14 protein-coding genes are annotated in these 18,456 nt (G+C 31.2%); 11 read left to right on the forward strand and 3 right to left on the reverse strand.

The annotated features are described in order from the left end of the window. Positions 1 to 24: 24 nt before the first annotated feature. Both J2Y38_RS10545 and J2Y38_RS10550 read right to left on the reverse strand, forming a co-directional pair. Positions 25 to 1,056, reverse strand: coding sequence for a methionine synthase (locus J2Y38_RS10545; protein WP_309842103.1), 1,032 nt, complete (start codon positions 1,054 to 1,056; stop codon positions 25 to 27). A gap of 30 nt (positions 1,057 to 1,086) precedes the next feature. Beyond that, positions 1,087 to 2,139, reverse strand: a complete 1,053-nt coding sequence (locus J2Y38_RS10550) for a DUF1852 domain-containing protein (RefSeq protein WP_309842105.1) — start codon at positions 2,137 to 2,139, stop codon at positions 1,087 to 1,089. 268 nt (positions 2,140 to 2,407) lie between these two features. Here J2Y38_RS10550 and J2Y38_RS10555 point away from each other — a divergent pair, with 268 nt between their 5' ends. The 4 genes from J2Y38_RS10555 (at position 2,408) to J2Y38_RS10570 (ending at position 8,045) form a co-directional block, all read left to right on the forward strand. Next, entirely contained in the window at positions 2,408 to 3,037 is a 630-nt protein-coding gene (locus tag J2Y38_RS10555; protein WP_309842107.1) for a nitroreductase family protein, read from the forward strand. An 11-nt stretch (positions 3,038 to 3,048) separates the two neighbouring features. Further along, complete coding sequence (locus tag J2Y38_RS10560) at positions 3,049 to 4,047, forward strand: hypothetical protein (protein ID WP_309842110.1); 999 nt, start codon at positions 3,049 to 3,051, stop codon at positions 4,045 to 4,047. Between the two features lie 409 nt (positions 4,048 to 4,456). After that, positions 4,457 to 7,255, forward strand: a complete 2,799-nt coding sequence (locus J2Y38_RS10565; RefSeq protein WP_309842113.1) for an outer membrane beta-barrel family protein — start codon at positions 4,457 to 4,459, stop codon at positions 7,253 to 7,255. A 4-nt stretch (positions 7,256 to 7,259) separates the two neighbouring features. Then, positions 7,260 to 8,045, forward strand: a complete 786-nt coding sequence (locus J2Y38_RS10570) for a GLPGLI family protein (RefSeq protein ID WP_309842115.1) — start codon at positions 7,260 to 7,262, stop codon at positions 8,043 to 8,045. 295 nt (positions 8,046 to 8,340) lie between these two features. Here the strand turns inward: J2Y38_RS10570 and J2Y38_RS10575 are convergent, their stop codons facing one another. Next, positions 8,341 to 9,171, reverse strand: a complete 831-nt coding sequence (locus J2Y38_RS10575; RefSeq protein WP_409025140.1) for a M57 family metalloprotease — start codon at positions 9,169 to 9,171, stop codon at positions 8,341 to 8,343. Between the two features lie 514 nt (positions 9,172 to 9,685). Here J2Y38_RS10575 and J2Y38_RS10580 point away from each other — a divergent pair. From J2Y38_RS10580 to J2Y38_RS10610, 7 genes are all read left to right on the forward strand, one after another. Further along, entirely contained in the window at positions 9,686 to 12,376 is a 2,691-nt protein-coding gene (locus J2Y38_RS10580; RefSeq protein ID WP_309842120.1) for a S8 family serine peptidase, read from the forward strand. A gap of 190 nt (positions 12,377 to 12,566) precedes the next feature. Then, positions 12,567 to 13,736, forward strand: a complete 1,170-nt coding sequence (locus J2Y38_RS10585) for a LysM domain-containing protein (RefSeq protein WP_309842122.1) — start codon at positions 12,567 to 12,569, stop codon at positions 13,734 to 13,736. 52 nt (positions 13,737 to 13,788) lie between these two features. Beyond that, positions 13,789 to 14,148 (forward strand): PAAR-like protein, encoded by a 360-nt coding sequence (locus tag J2Y38_RS10590; RefSeq protein ID WP_309842126.1) that lies wholly within the window; start codon positions 13,789 to 13,791, stop codon positions 14,146 to 14,148. Between the two features lie 45 nt (positions 14,149 to 14,193). Next, positions 14,194 to 14,664 (forward strand): DUF4280 domain-containing protein, encoded by a 471-nt coding sequence (locus J2Y38_RS10595; protein ID WP_309842128.1) that lies wholly within the window; start codon positions 14,194 to 14,196, stop codon positions 14,662 to 14,664. A 5-nt stretch (positions 14,665 to 14,669) separates the two neighbouring features. Then, positions 14,670 to 17,252, forward strand: a complete 2,583-nt coding sequence (locus J2Y38_RS10600) for a hypothetical protein (RefSeq protein WP_309842130.1) — start codon at positions 14,670 to 14,672, stop codon at positions 17,250 to 17,252. Beyond that, positions 17,252 to 17,731 carry a hypothetical protein gene (locus J2Y38_RS10605; RefSeq protein ID WP_309842133.1) on the forward strand — a complete coding sequence of 160 codons (480 nt, stop codon included), beginning with the start codon at positions 17,252 to 17,254 and terminating at the stop codon, positions 17,729 to 17,731. The genes J2Y38_RS10600 and J2Y38_RS10605 overlap by 1 nt, the downstream gene beginning before the upstream one ends. Further along, the gene (locus tag J2Y38_RS10610) at positions 17,721 to 18,452 is read left to right on the forward strand and encodes a hypothetical protein (RefSeq protein ID WP_309842135.1); all 732 of its coding nucleotides are present in this window, start codon (positions 17,721 to 17,723) and stop codon (positions 18,450 to 18,452) included. Before J2Y38_RS10605 ends, J2Y38_RS10610 begins: the two co-directional genes overlap by 11 nt. Positions 18,453 to 18,456: the final 4 nt, after the last annotated feature.

Below are 18,456 nucleotides of genomic sequence, written 5' to 3' on the forward strand. Positions count from 1 at the left end.
GACTCCATTATTAATATATTGAGACTAAATCCCAAGTTCTTTGCGTATAATTTCTGCTCCTGCGCTTAAAGCACTTAATTTGCCTCTAGCTACTTCTCGAGATAGCGGGGCCATACCGCAGTTTGTAGAAGGGTAAAGATTTTCGGCATCTACAAACTCAAGAGCTTTACGAAGAGTATCAGCTACTTCTTCTGGTGTTTCGATAGTGTTTTTTGCCACATCAATGGCACCTACCATTACTTTTTTACCGCGAACAAGTTCCATTAAATCTAAAGGCACATTGGAGTTGTGACATTCTAAAGAGACCACATCAATTTTAGATTTTTGAATTTTCGGAAAAATTTCTTCGTATTGTCGCCACTCTGAACCTAGTGTCTTTTTCCAATCAGTATTTGCCTGTATTCCATAACCATAACAAATATGAACCGCAGTTTGACAGTGTAAACCTTCAATGGCTCTTTCTAATGCCGCCATTCCCCAATCGTTTACTTCATCAAAGAACACATTAAATGCAGGTTCATCAAACTGGATAATATCTACCCCTGCGTCTTGAAGTTCTCTTGCTTCTTCATTGAGTGCTTTCGCAAATTCCCAAGCCAATTTTTCACGGCTTTTATAATGGTCGTCATACAAGGTATCTACCATAGTCAGCGGGCCTGGCAATGCCCATTTTATAGGCTTATTAGTCTGTTTACGTAAAAATTTAGCATCTTCAACAAAAACTGCTTTTTGACGTGCAACCTCACCTACAACCACTGGAACACTCGCATCATAACGGTTACGGATTTTTACTGTTTTACGATTTTCAAAATCTACACCGCTTAAATGCTCGATAAAAGTCGTTACAAAATGCTGGCGTGTCTGCTCGCCGTCACAAATGATATCTAGATCTGCCAATTGCTGTTCCTGCAGAGAAATGCGTAAAGCATCTTGTTTCCCTTCAAGCAGCTGATCGCCTTCTAATTTCCATGGTGACCAAAGTTTTTCGGGTGGCGCAAGCCAGGCAGGTTTGGGTAAACTTCCAACAATAGAGGTTGGCAATAATAATTTCTTCATAATAGTATAATTTTAATGCGTTGTAATCAATTAAAGGGTAAAATTAGCAGACCATTGTTCTAGGAGACTCTTGTAAGGCTTAATGAAATGCTCTTCTGCATATTTACCCTGTTCAACAGCCAATTGGCTGCGCTCTTCGCGGTCATAATCCACGCGAGTCAGTGAATAATCTTCGTGTTTAAGACTAGGTTGATAGACTTTCCCAGCCACTGAATTTGCATTGTAAATTTCAGGGCGATAAATCTTCTGGAAAGTCTCCATAGTGCTGATTGAGCTGATTAGTCCTAGATCAGTATAATCAGCAAGCAGATCTCCGGAATGATAAAAAGCCATCGGTGCCACACTATTCGGAGGCATGAAAAAACGAACTTTTAAGCCCATTTTAGAGAAATATTCATCAGTGATAGAATACTGATCCTGCAGATACTCAAAACCCAGAACCGGATGCTGGTACTCAGTGCGAGTATAAGTTTTGTTGCTCGATACACTTAAACAAATGATCGGTGACATCTTAAAGTGCTCTTTATAAGTGGCTGAATTGACAAAGCACTTATAAAGTTTTCCGTGCAAATCACCAAAATTTTCAGGAATACAAAAATTAGCTTTATTTTTATTGTGCTCGATCAATAAAATACTGAAATCATAATCACGTACATAAGACGAAAAATTATTTCCGGCAATACCTTCTATACGCTGGCTGGTCTTGTGGTCAAAAATATTCGTTTTTAAAACTTCAATCAACGGCAGATTGTTAATACCATTCTTATCATCAATATTCATCGTTACTGTGATGATTTCAAGTTCTACAAGATAACGATCTGCTTTTGGATTATCCACATGAGCCAATGCATTGAATCGATTGTTAATCATATTTAAGGCATTACGTAAGTTTTGTTGGCGATTACCTCCTCTGGCCAGGTTTGCAAAATTGGTTGTCAAACGCGTTTCACTTGAGGGGTGATAGTTTTCATCTAAACAAGTGCTCTTTAGTGTGAATGCAAAATCATTCTGGATTGTATTCTGGGTGTTTTCAATATCCTGCTTTTCGCTTATTCTTAAATCTTCTTGTATGTTCGCTTTCATTTGATGAAAAGGTTTAGTTTTTTTACCCTGCAAATTTGAAAATAAAAGATTTAATATTTTTCAAAAACAAAAAAATCAGATAATTATTCTTTTTTAATACTATTTTAAAGATTATTAATCTTTTTACAAATATAATAACAAAGGAAAACAGATAATTATTCTTTAGAGAACTAGGATATGACTGATTTGAAGTTTCCAATAGCAATTCAAGCCTCGTAAAACAAAACAAATAAATTTATATTTGCCAAAATTTAAGACAGACATAGCAATGAATTTGATAGAAAATTTGAAATGGCGCTACGCCACAAAAGCTTACAATAACGTTAAAGTAACAGAAGAGAAGGTCGATCAGATCTTAGAGGCTATAAATCTTTCAGCATCTTCTTGTGGTCTACAATCTTACCGTGTTTTTGTTGTAAGCAACCCAGAAATCCAAAAGAAATTAGGTGCTGATTCGTATAATGGACAGATCAGCTCTTGCTCTCATTTGTTGGTTTTTGCTGCATTCACTGACATGACTCCGAGTTACATTAACGATTACATGGCAATGACAGAAAAGCAAAGAGGTCTTGATGCTGGTGCTTTATCAGGATTTAGAAATGGACTGCATTCCTATTTCAGCGCTATTAATGCAGAACAAAAAGCCCTTTGGGCGGCCAAACAGGCTTATATTGCACTAGGAACTGCACTTATTGCTGCGGCAGAATTGAAAGTGGATGCCACTCCTATCGAAGGTTTTAATGCCTCCATTATTGATGCCGTTTTGGGTTTGAAAGAAAAAGGGCTGCATTCTACAGTTATCCTCGCTTTAGGATATCGGGATTCGGAAAAAGACTATATGGCAGCTACGAAAAAAGTTCGTTTGCCTATAAGTGAAATGATAACGAAAGTTTATTAATGTTATTAGATATGAAATCACAGAATAAAAAAATAGTCATTATTATCATTCATTTTTTGTGTTTATTAAATTCATATGCTCAAAATGACATTAATCAATTATTCTTCAATCTCCCATTACAATCAAGCAGAGATACTATCTATTCTTCAATAAAAAAATATGGATTTATAGAAAACCATAGAAATAGAAATGTTTTTCAAAATGACCAAATTATCAAAACATTTTATGGTTATTTAGATCTAAAATCGTCTGAAAAAGCCCTAGTAGCTGTGGATACCATAAAAATTCAATTAACGATCGCAAGTACTTCTTCAGAAATTGACAAATATTATCAAAATTTACTCATCGTGTCGAGCTATTATCACTTTTTAGACCCCAGAGCAGCAAAACTTTTTTACAGGGACAAAAAAATAGAAATAGATAAAATAACAGCCGAAAAGCAGCTACATCAAAAAAATTTCAGTGATCATGCAGAAACAAGAGTCAGTGATAAATTTGTGGATGCCCAGAACGAAAAAGTTTCAATTTCGTTTAAAAGGGAGCAACCAGGACACATTGTGATTGGCTTGGAATATGAAAGAAATGAAGGAGAAAAAAAACTCAAACACGAGTTTATTCCAAAAAAAGAATTAGTATTTCGGGAAATAGATATCAAAAATTTATTTCGTTCAAATAATGTGGAACAGATCCCCTTGACGAAAAAATGTGCAGTTAAAAATGATAGATCAAAAGAATGTTTCAAAGAAAGCATTATAAATCACATTTGGAATGAGGTGGAATTTGATTCTTTTAATCTGACTCCTGAAAGACAACGTATTGCAATAAATTTTATTATTAATAAAAATAAAGAAATCATTAATATTAAAGTAGAACATCCCAACAGAAAACTTTGTGAAGAAGTAATGAATAGCATAAACGAAATAAATATAATAGAACCTGCAATTAACAAAGGAATAAAAGTCGACTATTTGGCTGAGATTCAAATGATCATTTCAAATATTAATTACTGATTAAAAATGTCTTTACAACTAATCAGATAGTAACATATCTCGAATGATGTGTTTTTGTCTAGTATTTATTTTGGAAGATGAATAAATAGTAATTTATCATTGCAGTATTTTATTTACATTTGAACTATATTAGCATTTAACTATTAGAGTAACGATTACTAATCAAAATCGTTAAAATTAACACCACTAACAATCAAAACCTCACAAAAAAATTATGAATTTTACAAAACCTAGTCGCTTGACTTCTTCAAACCTCTATAAAAAAGTGCTATTTCAATTTCTATTATAGAATCTACAATCAATCATCTTACTTCAAAAACAAATCACACAACAAATGCATTTTATCTCTATTTCTCAAAAAATAGAATAGAACTATTATGCCTCTTTTTCAAAAAACCACAACCAATTAATGAAACAATCAATTCTATTATTATGTTGCTTTCTTTTTTTATCAAATACTTTACAGGCACAAATATCAGGCACAGTTAAAGGATATGTAGCAGACACCATAAACAAGTCTACTTTAACGAATGCATCAGTCTCCTTGTTAAGAGCACAAGATTCCATTTTACTAAAATTTACCCGAGCCAAAGAAAATGGTTATTTTGAGTTGAATAATATTAAACCCGGTAAATTTATTTTACTGGTTTCTTATCCCAAATATGCTGATTTTGTAGATCAATTTTCTGTCGATTCTACAAAGTTAATCAAAGATTATGGTAAAATTAATTTGGCTGATAAAGGAAGATTATTATCCGAAATAATTATAAAAGGCAATAGAGCCGCCATGAAAATCAAAGGAGATACGTTAGAATTTGATCCAAAAGCATTTAAAATAGAACCTAATGCAAAAGTAGAAGATCTGATAAAACAATTCCCGGGAATACAAATTGATAAGGATGGAAAAATTACCGCTCAAGGTGAAACTGTAACCAAAGTTTTGGTTGATGGTGAAGAGTTTTTTGGTGATGATCCCACTTTAGTTACAAAAAATCTACGTGCGGACATGGTTGATAAAGTACAATTGTACGACAAAAAAAGTGATCAGGCCGCTTTTACAGGAATTGATGATGGTCAGAAAACCAAAACGCTGAATGTTAAACTTAAAGAAGACAAAAAAAATGGTCATTTCGGGAAAGTAGAACTTGGAGGAGGAACAGATAATTTTTACAAAGGTCAAGCCATGTTTAATAAGTTTTGGGATAAGAAAAAAATAGCTGCTTATGGCATTTTTGGCAACACCGGACAAGTAGGATTAGGATGGGGAGATAAAGATAAATATGGCCAAAGCGGTTATCAAGTAACTGATGACGGCGGTATTTATTTTTCAAACAATGGAAATGATGAACTTGATAGTTGGGATGGTCAATTTAATGGTGAAGGAATTCCTGTAGCTCAAACTGGCGGAATACACTTTGACAATAAATGGAACAACGATAAAGAATCTATCAATGTAAATTATAAAATTGGCGATATCAAACTTTCAGGAAATCGCAATGATATTAACCAGCAAAATTTAAGTTCTAGCAGTATTTATAATACTTCAGACAAGAGTTTTGAGAAAAACATGACTAAAAACAAACTTGATCTGGCTTATGAAATTAAAATTGATACTACTTTAACTTTAAAATTAAATGTAGATGGGTTATTTAAAAATAGTAATTCAAGTGAAGCAGAAATGCGAAAAGGTACTGACGAACAAGGTAACCAATTGAATAATTTGAAACAGACAACTACAAACGATGTTGATGATAAAATATTTAATATAAATACTTTATTAACCAAAAGACTTAAAAAAACGGGTCGAACATTATCTCTTAATTTAAGCCAATCCAGTACAGATAGCAAAAGTGATGGTTATTTAAATTCCAGAGCTGAATTTTTTACACCATCCGTAATTAGTCCGGACAGCACCAAAGTAGTCAATCAAAATAAAGTCAATAATGTTAGCAATACAGCTTTTAAATCAAATCTAATTTATACCGAACCGTTATCCAAAAGCCTGACTGTAATTCTTAATTATGGATTCAACATTAGCAACGGAAAAGCTGATCGCAAATCTTATAATCAATCTCCCAATGGCGATTATAATGTTTTAGATTCCATCTTTAGTAATAATTATGAATTAGACCAAACTATAAACCAACTTGGGGCGATTTTTAATTACAAAAAAAATAAAACTGTTTTTTCTTTTGGTTCTAAATTTAGTGGTGTAAACTTTAAACAATATAATGTTTATACAGATAGTTATTTTAAGCAAAAATTTATCAACTACATGCCTCAAATAAACTATCAATATAATTTTAAACAAAGAGAATCACTGCGTTTTTCGTACAACGGAAACACCGATCAGCCAACATTAGAACAAATACAACCGATACGAGATAATCAAAATCAATTAAATACAATTTTGGGTAATCCAAATTTAGATCCTTCTTTTAGAAATAATTTTAGAGGAAATTATTATACATATAAAGTACTTAGCAATCAATATTTTTCGGTTAATGCGTCGTATAATTTTACGCTAAATCCAATAATAAGTAATGTGGTTACAAATGATAGAGGACAAAGTATTTCTCAATTTGTAAACCTAAAAAACAAATTAGCAACAAGTTATTATTTGGGCAGTAATTTTGGCAAAACAATCAAAGCCATAGACATGAACGCAGGAATTGGTTTAAGCGCTAACCAAAATGTAAACTATAATTACATCAATACAAAACTAAATCAAACTAAAAATTCAAGTTATTCCTTTAATTTAAACTTATCAAAGTATAAAGAAAAAAAATATAATTTTAATACTAGCTTCGGTCCTACTTACAACGTTGCTAATGCAAGCATCAACGAAAATAGTGATAGTAATGGCTGGGGTTTTAATGGAAATTTCTGGACCAGTATAGAATTACCTTTCAAACTAGAAATCAGCACAGATGGTAATTATCAATATAATGGAAAAACGCAGGTGATTCAAGAATCTTTTGAACGTTTTATTTGGAATGCCTCTATCACCAAAAAATTCTTTAAATCAGATAATTTAAAAGTTTCTATAACAGGAAGAGATCTTTTGAACCAAAATGTAGGATTTAATCGTTCTGCATTCAATGGAAATATCAACCAAAGTACTTATACCACTATCCAAAGATACTTTATGTTCTCTGTAAGCTGGGACTTTAGCAAAATGGGCGGAGGAGAAATTAAACAAAACTAAAACCATGAAAACAATACTAAATCACCTCTTAATTTTAATAATTGTATTGACAAGCTGCAATACTTTTGCACAAAATGAACACTTTGTACAAAATGGCGTAATCGAATTTGAAAAAAAATCAAATATGTACGCTTTGATTACAAAAAAAATAAAAGGAGAAACTGACAGTTATTATAAATTAGCTTTTGAAGGTTATAAAAAAAACAATCCACAATTTAAAACTGCAAAAAGTACACTCACCTTTTCAAAAAACAAAAGTTTGTATAAATGGGATGAAACCAATGAGCCAACAAGCAACAACAGTTGGATTGCAGATGATGCAATGGCTAATTTAAAAAATGTTATCGCCACAGATCTGGATACCCAAACCAGCATTACCCAAAAAAACGTTTACGATGATTTATATTTAGTTAAAGATAGTTTACGAAAAATTGACTGGAAAATTACCGATGAAACCAGAGAAATTGCGGGCTATGAATGCCGAAGAGCAAATGCCATAATTATCGATTCTGTTTATGTTGTTGCCTATTACACCATTCAAATTCCGTTCTCGGGCGGCCCTGAATCTTTTACAGGCTTACCCGGAACAATTTTAGGCTTGGCTATGCCACATGAAAATATGACATGGTTTGCTACAAAAGTTACTGAAATTACAGTACCCGAAAAAGATTTAATTCCTCCGGCAAAAGGTAAGCCTACTGACAATAAAGAACTAAACAAAACACTTTTAGAAGCTTTAAAAAATTGGGGGAAATGGGCAAGAAAAACATTACAAGCCTACTCCTTGTAACAAGCTATTAAAACTTATTTCTTATATGAAAACTAATCTAATGGTTCCTGAGATTTCCAGAATATATCAATAGAGCCTGTAATAGAAGTCACAGAATTGCATAAAATGATTTGTAATTTGTATCATAGAGGTCACAAACTGAAAATCCCATTTCTAACGAAATGGGATTTTTTTTGCCTATTTCGTCTTATTTAATCATTCCTAAAAAGTACATCCAAAAAAATAGGCTGTTTCATAAAATTATGAAACAGCCTATAATATTTTGTAAAGAGAACTCTAATTCAACTTTTAATTTCTAATATAAATAATTCAGAGCTGTAACGTCATTAGAATTGAAAGCTCCAGTTTCACTTGAAGAGAAACATGCTCTCATATAAGAAGTTGGGTCATACCCTGTAGGTGTTCCTGGGATATGAATTGCTCCAACACCAGCTGATCCTTCATTTGAATTCTGACCACAACTCTGACGGCTGAAATAGTCTGTATGACGCAAACCAATACAGTGCCCAATTTCATGTGCAGCTACGTGCGCATTTACATTTGTTGAATAAGATTCTAATCCTGAATATAATGTAACTGAATTATATGGGTTTCCTCCAGAAGGGAAACCTGCTACTCCACCCGCAGATCCAGTTTGTCTCCGGACAACAATATTTGCACCTGAAGTACTTGAACTAAAAGTAAGTGTAAAGTTAATAGACAATCCTAAATTATTATATCTATTAATTGCCGCTTGCAATCCAGCACGCATATTGGTAGTCAGCGCTGTTGTACCTGTTCCTGTTAATCCAACAACTTTTATAGTTCTTGGGGCAGATACTAAATTACTAGTACGGTATTGTTCTGTAGTAATACCACCATGAAGATCCATTTTATTTAATTGATCTTGTGTAACGATGATATCTCCTTCTACCAGGAACGCATCCTCAGTGGTACCATCTAACTTAATGTTTTTAATCACTTGAACATCTTTGTTATTTAGTGCAAGTGCATCTATTTTATTTAACACATCTTGTGTTACTTTAAGAGATTCTTGGTTAGATTGACCTGTTTCATCTTCTTTATTACAGGACAATACTGTTAGCGCTATAAATGACAACGCTAAAATTGATTTAATTTTCTTCATAATAATAGCTTTTTGGTTTAAATAAATTGATAAATTAGGGGGCTCTTTACAAAATATTGTAATATTTATTATCAAATTTATATAAATTTTAATCTTAAAATACTTATAAAAAAACTATTTAACAAAATTAATACTTTTTGTTACAAAAATTTAACATATGTTTTTAACAAAAATTATCTCATATTAATCTGAGCCCAGTAAAATCGGTAATAAAATACAAATCAACCTTTTAAGTATAAAAAAATATTTCAAAATTTTGTTTTGTTTCGCATGTGTTAAAAAATGATTTTATAGTTTTTATATCCATATAAAATATAAAGACGGCTGCAAAAGAGAATATCATTCCCATAGATTTTGAAGATTATGCAGGAAATAAAAAATCATAAAATTTTTACAAATATTTTAATAACTTTGATTTACCCACGACAGATAGTTATTTCAAATAGAAATCATTATGTATAAATTTCATCTTTGCTTTATCTAAATGAAGACAAAAATTACTTTTTTCATTCTTATGATAACGACAATCAGTCTCTCACAAAGCTCTGACAAATGGAAACAATACATAAAAAAGGAAAACGAAATAAAATTTGAAAAATATTATTTTACGTCTTTAGAAAATGCACATCACAACAACTACAAGATTGTAAAAAAGCTAGACAATACTTTTTGCATTGTTGAAAATAAAAGTGAAAGTGCAGGACTTAAAAAATCTTCGCAAAAAATTTTCCCGGTTAATAATTTATGGAAATTACCCTCCAATTTTTCAAATCATAAAGAAGACAAACAGTATATAATAGCAGCTGATTCCCTAAAAGCGTTAATTACTGATTTGAAGTCAATGAAGATTTCTGATATCGAAATACTGGATAACCACCTTGTAATGATAAAAAGTGATTCTAAAAAAATCAGCAATGAGGTTATAGTTCTGAACAGTGTATCTTCTGTTTCGCAAGAATCGCTGCAGCCAAAAGCTGAATCTAAAATAATAGATCAAAATTTTAGTATCAATTATATCAATAAAGCCCATGCTGATTTTCCTCTTTTAAAAGGCGAAAATCAAACTGCAGTAATCAAAGATGATTTTTTTGATGTGAATGATATTGATCTTTTAAATAAGCATATCCCTTCCACAACACAATCTGCTATTGTATCGGGACATGCAACGGCTATGGCGACTATTGTCTGCGGATTAGGAAATAGTTCTGCATTAGGAAAAGGCGTCGCTCAAAAGGCTAAAATACTATCATCTGATTTTTTGAATATTTATCCTGATGAAGTAGCAGCTTTACAAGGAGCGACAACTCAAAATCATTCCTACGGTACAGAAATTGAGAATTTTTATGGTTCGCTTGCTAATGCTTATGATTCTCAATTATTTTTAAATCCAGATTTGACCCATTGCTTCTCATCTGGAAATATCGGTCTTCAGGGTTATAAGTCTATTACCGGTAATTTCAAGCAATCCAAAAATAGTATCGTATTGGGCTGTATTGATCAAAACGAAGTAATTATGCCTTTTTCTTCAAAAGGCCCGGCTTATGACGGCCGAATAAAACCAGAATTAGTCGCGTTTAGTACGCAGGGAACTTCAAATTCTACGGCATTGGCTACAGGAATTATTACGCTGATGAAAGAGCATTATAAAAACATAAACAATATGCCACTGAATAATGCCACAACAAAAGCAATTTTAATTAACAGCGCCAAAGATTTAGGCAGCCCAGGACCTGATTTTACCTATGGTTATGGCAATATTAATACTTATAAATGTCTAAAAACCATCAGCGAAAATAGAATTATATCCGGCACTTTGACATCTGGTCAAACAAATATGCACAACATCAATGTTCCGGAAAATGCAAAAAACTTAAAAATTACCTTAGTATGGAATGATCTGCCTGCCGAAATCAATAGTAATATAAGTTTGGTTAACGATCTAGACCTTGAAGTTATTACGGCTAACAATACTGCTTTTTTACCCTGGATTCTTAATTCTGATGTTCCTGAGCAGCAAGCGCTCAGAGGAAAAGACAAACTTAATACGATAGAACAGGTTACTATTGAAAACCCCATATCGGGATCTTATACGATCAATATTAGCGGTGCATACATTTCGAATAATTCTCAGCAATACAGCATAGCATATGAATATGAATTGAAAAATCAATTTGAATGGAATTACCCCGTTGCAAATGATAATTTCCCTTATGATGGTAAAACTATTTCGCCTTTTAAATGGGATTCTTCTTTTTCTGGTACTTCGGGACAATTGTCTATTAGTTATAATAATGGGCAGACTTGGGAGATTATCACAAATGGTATCAATCTCGATTCTGAACAATTTCTCTATACTCCTTCTGAACAAAAATTTTCAAAAGCAAAATTAAAAATGACCATTGGTACTACTGATTATATTTCTGATAGCTTTATTATTTCTTATGATTTAAATATCAGTACCAGTTTAGTTTGTGACGGCACAACAGAAATTAATTGGGAAAAACCTGCGGATGTTACTTCTTTTAATATTTATCAGCTCACGGGTGATAATTTAGAATTTAAAGAGCAAACAACAAACACTAATTATACCTATACAGATTGGAAAATTTACACTGTAACTCCAGTATTTGACAATAGCGAAGGAATAAAATGTGAGTCAACTTTACAATATGCTCCAAACTCAAATTGTTATTTTGAGCTGGCCTTGGCAGAGATTTATCAGGAGGACAAAGTAAAAATTGATGCCAGCCTTTTTAGCTTGTACAATATCAAAAGAATTGAGCTGATAAAAATAACCAACAATGCCGAAGATGTCATTAATACCATAAATAACATCGATTCAAAAACATTTTCTTTTGTCGACAGCACGCCCACAAAAGGCAGTAATCGATATAAAATAAATATAATTTTAGAAAGCGATACTATAATAAGTTCTTCAATTCTTGATGCTAATTATTTAGGTGATGATTTGTTTTTTATCCATCCTACGTTATTAAACAAAAATGAAGAATTATTTATTGAAGCCAAAAAAGAGGAAAACGCTGTTTTCTATTTGTACACTATCAGCGGGCAAAATACCATTACTTCGCCCCTAGTTTCTAAAATTAATAACATTAATATAAAAAATACGGCTTCAGGAATTTATATCTACAAAATAATTACAAGTTCTGGCGGAATTCAAACAGGGAAAATTGCGGTTTTTTAAGCTGTTTTTTAATTCAGAAAAATAAATTAAAAGAGATTGTCCCAAAAGTCAGAGCCGACCCTTTTAAATACAAACAAATACTGTCTCTTTTTTAGTTTTAAAGTAATTTTTATTTTTATAAGAAATAGCTTATATTTTTAACATTATTTTGTAATATATTATTTATATTTGTTTTTAATATTTATATTAAATGAATAATTTTAAAAAATATAAAGTTCAGCGTGGAGATACGATAGAAAGTATTGCTGCAAAAATTGGAATTCCTGTTATCGAAATCAGAACATATCATAATCGATATTGCGATGTGCGTGATTTGGTAGAATTTGGGCTTCCTATTCGACATGCTGAATATATTTTACTTCCGGATTTAGAGGAATATGTAGAATCTAAAAGGGCTAAAAATAGCGCAACTAAAAAAGTTTTTACTAATCCAGAAAATCATCTGAGGATGCTGGTTACAGAAAATCTGAAACTTGATTACGGAACTATAATACAGTACAAAGAAAATAATCTAGTAAAAGATAAAATTCATTTTACGTCTCAAATAGAATTCCTAAAAAGAGATGGAAATTTTTCTATTGTAAAATTTCTAATAAATCAAGTTTACATCAATAACAAAGATTCGGAGTTAGTAATAGAAAAATTAGCCGACAGAATTTCGAAGGCTTTATATCCTGTTTTATTGCGTTTAAATGATAAAGGCGAAATAGACAACATAGTTAATATTGATGAGATTCAAAAAAGATGGGAGATAATAAAACCTTCTATTCTTGAATATTTTAGAGGTAATGAAATAGCTAAATTAATCGCTTCTTTCGAAAAAAACATAATGTCGGCATCTTTATTAAAAAGGAACTTTAACCAGCATCCTTTTTATCAAATTTACTTTGCACCTATATACCAAAAATACACTTCAGAACTATCATTTGCCAAAACTGACTCTCAATTAAAAACACTTCAAATTATTGATGAATTCCAGACTTCAACATCTAAAATTTGTCTGAGGCGAAAAGGTATTGAACAATTGCTTGCAAATGACTCAGAGGATTTGGAAAAAGATTTAAATAAATCTGAATTTGAAATTGGAAAATTAGAAAAAGAAAACAGCAGTAATATGGATTTTCTATACAAACTGCATCACGATAACAAAACCATATTTTCTGTTACAGGTTTTATAAATTCAAAAAAGAATAGCAATGTTATATCTACTGTAGAGTTTGAAACTTATGAGCTAATAAAGAAAAAACCAAAACAAGAAATGTTAAATCCAATATCAGAAAAAATAGATTGGAGTGCAGAGGTTATTAATGAAAAAGAAATAAATGAAAAAGGGTTTTGGGATACGTTTTGGGGGACCTAACATTAATTAAGATTAAAAGTTTAATCGATAATTTCTAATTGTAAAAAAGATAATGAAATATATAGGAGTAGACGGAGCCAAAATAAATTGTGAATATGGTAGTGCAGATTCAACTTTTTTAGAAGTACCATACTATGGATGTACAATTGATGATAAAAATCCGGTGCTTGAAAGTAATTTAAATATTGGCAATTTTATTTTTTGCACACTTAGTAAACAAACTTGTGTCTTTACAGCATTAGATAAGACTTGGAGAAAGTCTGCAAATTGTGGTATTACAGAGGGCAAGTATATTACAACAAAGTCAGTATTGTTTTGTAAAGAAAGAGGAATGTTGTCAATTACAGATGCAGGACAAAATTGCGTAGCAGAAATTGATGGTGTGTTGGTCGCTATTGATTTAAAAAAATAAAGCTTTTAAATAAAATAATTTCTAGTAACCAAAAAAAAACAAAAAATGAGCGAAGTGCATTTAGTATGTCAGGGAGCAACTTGCAAGTGCCAGTTTGGTACAACACCAGATACGTTGAAAGTAAAAACACAAACCAAACGTTTTATAAATGATGCCAAAGGAAAATCAAAATTAACGGCAACTCACAAAGATATTGGGCAAACTTTTGAAAAAAACACTTTTGGCAGTTGTGCAAAAATGAACAATAATCCTTGTAAGCCCGCAATTACAAAATGGGAAAACTTTTATGATAAAGTTACATTAAATGACAATAAGGGTAAACCTTTATTAGAAAATAGTAAAGCTACTTGTACAGTAGCAGGAAGTCCTTGTATAGAAATTATTAATCATGGGCAGATTACAGAAGTTACCAAACAGAATATTAAAAATGCTAACCCAGAAGTGATTAAAGTAATTAACCCAGCATTAAACTTAAACATTGATGAAATAGGATTATTACAAATACCTAATATTTAAATAGTATGGATGATAATAAACTGCATATTATTCCTAAAATAACATTTAGAGAAACCTATGATAAAGCGATGGGAAGCCTTGTTTTAGAACAGGCGGAAACTTTTTTTGTAACTATAGCGGAATATGAAAAAGATGAAAAAGAAATAAAAAAATTAGAAAAAAGAAAAAATACTGCCAGAGACTTTGCTGTAAAAAAATGGGAACAGCATGCAGAAGAAGGCTGGGACAAAAAAAAATTAGAAGAGAACTATAATGCTAATATGCAGGATTGGGAAAAAGCAAATAAAGCTATTCAAGCGCTCGAAGAAAAATACAATGATGTAAATTGGTGCTGGCAGTTAGTGGGATCAAAGTTAGATTATAATAATCTTTCTCATAATAAGTCTTTTACCAAAGGAATTTATCAAATAAAAAATACGGGTAAGCAAAGTATTCAATTCCCAAAACTTTTAGAAGGCGGTGGTATGGCTTGGCTGGAAGCATTTCACGAAAAAGAAGGTGCCGTTGGCAATACTCCTTATGGAATATATGTACAGGCATACGGAACACCTAAAATTATACGAACCGAATGGACAGATTTTAACTATGAGCCTATAAAAGGAAGTGTTGGTTTTATGTCTAAAGTGATTTTGCATATTTATACTCGGGCTATGTACGGACAAGAGGTAGATATACAGTTAATAGACAGAGACTTGTTTGACCCTAACGATGTCCTTAATGCTTTTGAATCAGAAACTTTTCGTGGTGAAGTAAATATATTTAAAATAAAAAAAAATGAGATAGGTAAAGAAGGAGTATCTGATTTGTTAACTAAAAGTAATGAAATCAATACTGATACTATAGTAGAAAAAGAGCAATATGTGCAAAAAATTGAACTAGAGGTTCTAATAGATGTAAATTGGGAGAAATTGGCTGGCAGTAACTTACAAATATTCTGCACAGTAAAATCAAAGCAAACAGGTACTTTTTTTGAAGGTTTTGAACGAAACTATTTAAATATTGATGCAAATAGCTTAATACTAACCGCTGAAAAAGAAGTAAGTAATAAACCGGTGCTGGTTGGACAGGTAGAAACAAATGTAGGGGCTTTTCATCATTGTCAGTATACCGGAATTAATTTAGAATACGAAAAGGGTGATAAAACCGAAAAACTAGAACTCTATAAAGAAGATCCAGGCGTAAGCGAAAATCCTAATATTGAAGTAGGATTAATTTTAGGATCTGACCCTAAAAAATTCTCGATTAAAGTTGACGAAGAAAGTGATACGGAGGAATGTATATATAACGGCCAACCTAAAGATCATGGAAAAAATATTTTCACTTTTGATAAGTTGAAGCTTTCTAAAAATATCTCTATTACTAAACATGAACCTAAAAGTATTGAAGGCAATGCTTATTTTGATTATGAAAGATCAGACATGATGCAATATTTTTATTTACCGAATAACTTTTCTAAAACAGTTAGGTATTCTCATATAAAATTAAATGCATTATCCTGTCGTCATCAAAATTATTTTAACTTAACGGTATTACCTGATATAGAATGGGAACTGGCTTTCATTATTACAACAATGGCTGGTTTTAGGGTAAAAGCAGAAAATACCACGCTTACAAGATTAAATCAAGGTTTAGGTGAATATCAGTTTAAAGGAATCAAAGCGGAGCAAACGGGAAAACTAATAGAAAAAGGGGGTGTAGGGTATTCGTTAAATATAAAATATTCTATAAATGGAGGGGATTTTTATGAACAAATCTCTTTAGACTTTGTAAGAAATATAGAAAAAATTATTGGCACTTATAATGCTATTGCTGGATTTGCTGAAATTTTTAAAGGTGACGAAAATAATGTTACTTCTGCAGCTATTTCTACTTCAGCCATAAAAAAAATAACGTTTGATATAGATTCACCTGCGATTGTATTTCTATTAAAATGGAAATATGATTATGCTAAAAGGAATAAACAACCTGTCGTAAATTTTACAGGAGCGGCAGGTTTTAAGCCTTTGATTGGTTTAAAAATAGGCGTGGATTTAGTTTCAAATGCAGATAAATTTGGTGGACTTGTAGGTGCTATAATAAAGTGGGGAGCCCAATTTGTAAAGAAACTTACAAAACTTGATTTATATATTCTTGTAGAAACTGGTGTGGCGTTAAATTATGATATAGGATTATCTTATAATCAAATTGATGGGTTTGCGCCCAACACAAAACAAAAAGCAGTCGTGGATTTAACATTTACTATAAAAGCGGGAATAAAGAAAAAAGAAGTTATTTTCATTGCAAATGTTTCTCAAATGGAGGGCAATATAATTCCCACTAATGAAGCAGAGCAAGAGACTTTTAAAGTAGAAGGTGCGGCTACTACAGGAATTCGTTATACAGAGGAACATGGAATAGAAAAAGGAAAGGGAAATTATAAAAAAGTTGATGTAAAATGGTTAGGAGCAGAAATTACAATTACTGTAGTTATTATGGCACATAAGAGAAAAATGAATTCCCCTCCTAATGAGCAATACAAGGAGAAGTTTATAGTACTCAGCCCTAAAACAATTTATGGCCCCGAAACAACTTATACCCAAAACAATTAATGGAAGGAGAAGATATCAAAGTTTACACCAAGAATTATTCATTAATTATTGATTCTAAAATTATAAGAATAAGGGAGCTAATACCTTATGAAAATATTGAAGCTATTGTTATAATGCACGTTAATGAAACGTATGATAATGAAATTGTTTTGTATCTATCTAAACCTATTGAATATAAAAACCTTGGAAAACACTTTTTTCATAAAATAATATATTCTATCTATCTGCTTTTTCATAGAAATAGAAATCTAATAAGTATGAGTTATTCGAATGATGATCTATGTCTAATTTTAAATGAAATTAAAGATAATTTAACAAATGTAAATGTACCTATATCATTAAATAAGAGTTTATTCTGGAATGAAAACTCGGACAATCGTAATTTCTCTCAAATAAAATTAGTTTATAGTAGATTGAATCTAAGTCTTTTTGAGGTCTTAAAACAAAAAAATAAAATAATTAACGAAAATGAATTATAAAAAAATAATTAGAACGACAATAAAAACGATGATACTTAATCTTCTTTTATTTTTAACGTCCTGCGCTAAATCTCAAGACATTAAAAATCCTGATCATATATGTAAGGATTGTGGGAGTTTTGATTTGGCAAAAATGTCCTTTAATGAAAAAATTTCTGATTTAATTTCGAAAACAGAGGTTTGGAAAACAGCAATTGTTAATAATAATGAAGAAAAAGAAATTGAAAATCTTTCAAAATCGGATACCATAAAACTGTATAAATATCATTTTTCTAATCAACGGAATAAAATTTTAGGTAAAAGGCCATTTAATTACAACAATCAATTTTTCTTTGATGGATTGGTTATATTAACTGATGAAAAAAATAAAATTTATGCTTATGAAGCAATTAATTTTTATGATGGAAAAATGTCTGAAATTTTGGATTTTGCTAATTATTTGAAAAAAGAAAATCAAGCATCTGAATTTAAACAAAATAAAATATTTGGAGATTTATCAGTGTATCAATGGCAATCAGAGAACAAAATAGTACAACTAGTAAGAGACAATACAGAAGGCAAAGAAAAACATACCATGAATGACAAAACTTCTATAATAAAAAGTACTTACGTAAAATTAAATGTTTATAACCAATCCTTCGTAAAAAATTCGATAGAAAAATTAGTAAAAAAGGATATTGATTTTTTAATTTTTAATGAAAAGCAGTATCAAAAATTTTAAAAAG

Origin of the sequence: Flavobacterium sp. 2755 (genome assembly GCF_031455715.1) — a bacterium.
GTDB lineage: Bacteria > Bacteroidota > Bacteroidia > Flavobacteriales > Flavobacteriaceae > Flavobacterium.

What these genes read in the sequence shown, in the direction of transcription:
- J2Y38_RS10595 (WP_309842128.1), top strand. Translation starts at nt 14,194, where the DNA reads ATGAGCGAAGTGCATTTAGTATGTCAGGGAGCAACTTGCAAGTGCCAG.
- J2Y38_RS10575 (WP_409025140.1), bottom strand. Translation starts at nt 9,171, where the DNA reads ATGAAGAAAATTAAATCAATTTTAGCGTTGTCATTTATAGCGCTAACA.
- J2Y38_RS10570 (WP_309842115.1), top strand. Translation starts at nt 7,260, where the DNA reads ATGAAAACAATACTAAATCACCTCTTAATTTTAATAATTGTATTGACA.
- J2Y38_RS10560 (WP_309842110.1), top strand. Translation starts at nt 3,049, where the DNA reads ATGAAATCACAGAATAAAAAAATAGTCATTATTATCATTCATTTTTTG.
- J2Y38_RS10590 (WP_309842126.1), top strand. Translation starts at nt 13,789, where the DNA reads ATGAAATATATAGGAGTAGACGGAGCCAAAATAAATTGTGAATATGGT.
- J2Y38_RS10545 (WP_309842103.1), bottom strand. Translation starts at nt 1,056, where the DNA reads ATGAAGAAATTATTATTGCCAACCTCTATTGTTGGAAGTTTACCCAAA.
- J2Y38_RS10565 (WP_309842113.1), top strand. Translation starts at nt 4,457, where the DNA reads ATGAAACAATCAATTCTATTATTATGTTGCTTTCTTTTTTTATCAAAT.
- J2Y38_RS10555 (WP_309842107.1), top strand. Translation starts at nt 2,408, where the DNA reads ATGAATTTGATAGAAAATTTGAAATGGCGCTACGCCACAAAAGCTTAC.
- J2Y38_RS10550 (WP_309842105.1), bottom strand. Translation starts at nt 2,139, where the DNA reads ATGAAAGCGAACATACAAGAAGATTTAAGAATAAGCGAAAAGCAGGAT.
- J2Y38_RS10610 (WP_309842135.1), top strand. Translation starts at nt 17,721, where the DNA reads ATGAATTATAAAAAAATAATTAGAACGACAATAAAAACGATGATACTT.
- J2Y38_RS10605 (WP_309842133.1), top strand. Translation starts at nt 17,252, where the DNA reads ATGGAAGGAGAAGATATCAAAGTTTACACCAAGAATTATTCATTAATT.
- J2Y38_RS10585 (WP_309842122.1), top strand. Translation starts at nt 12,567, where the DNA reads ATGAATAATTTTAAAAAATATAAAGTTCAGCGTGGAGATACGATAGAA.
- J2Y38_RS10600 (WP_309842130.1), top strand. Translation starts at nt 14,670, where the DNA reads ATGGATGATAATAAACTGCATATTATTCCTAAAATAACATTTAGAGAA.
- J2Y38_RS10580 (WP_309842120.1), top strand. Translation starts at nt 9,686, where the DNA reads ATGATAACGACAATCAGTCTCTCACAAAGCTCTGACAAATGGAAACAA.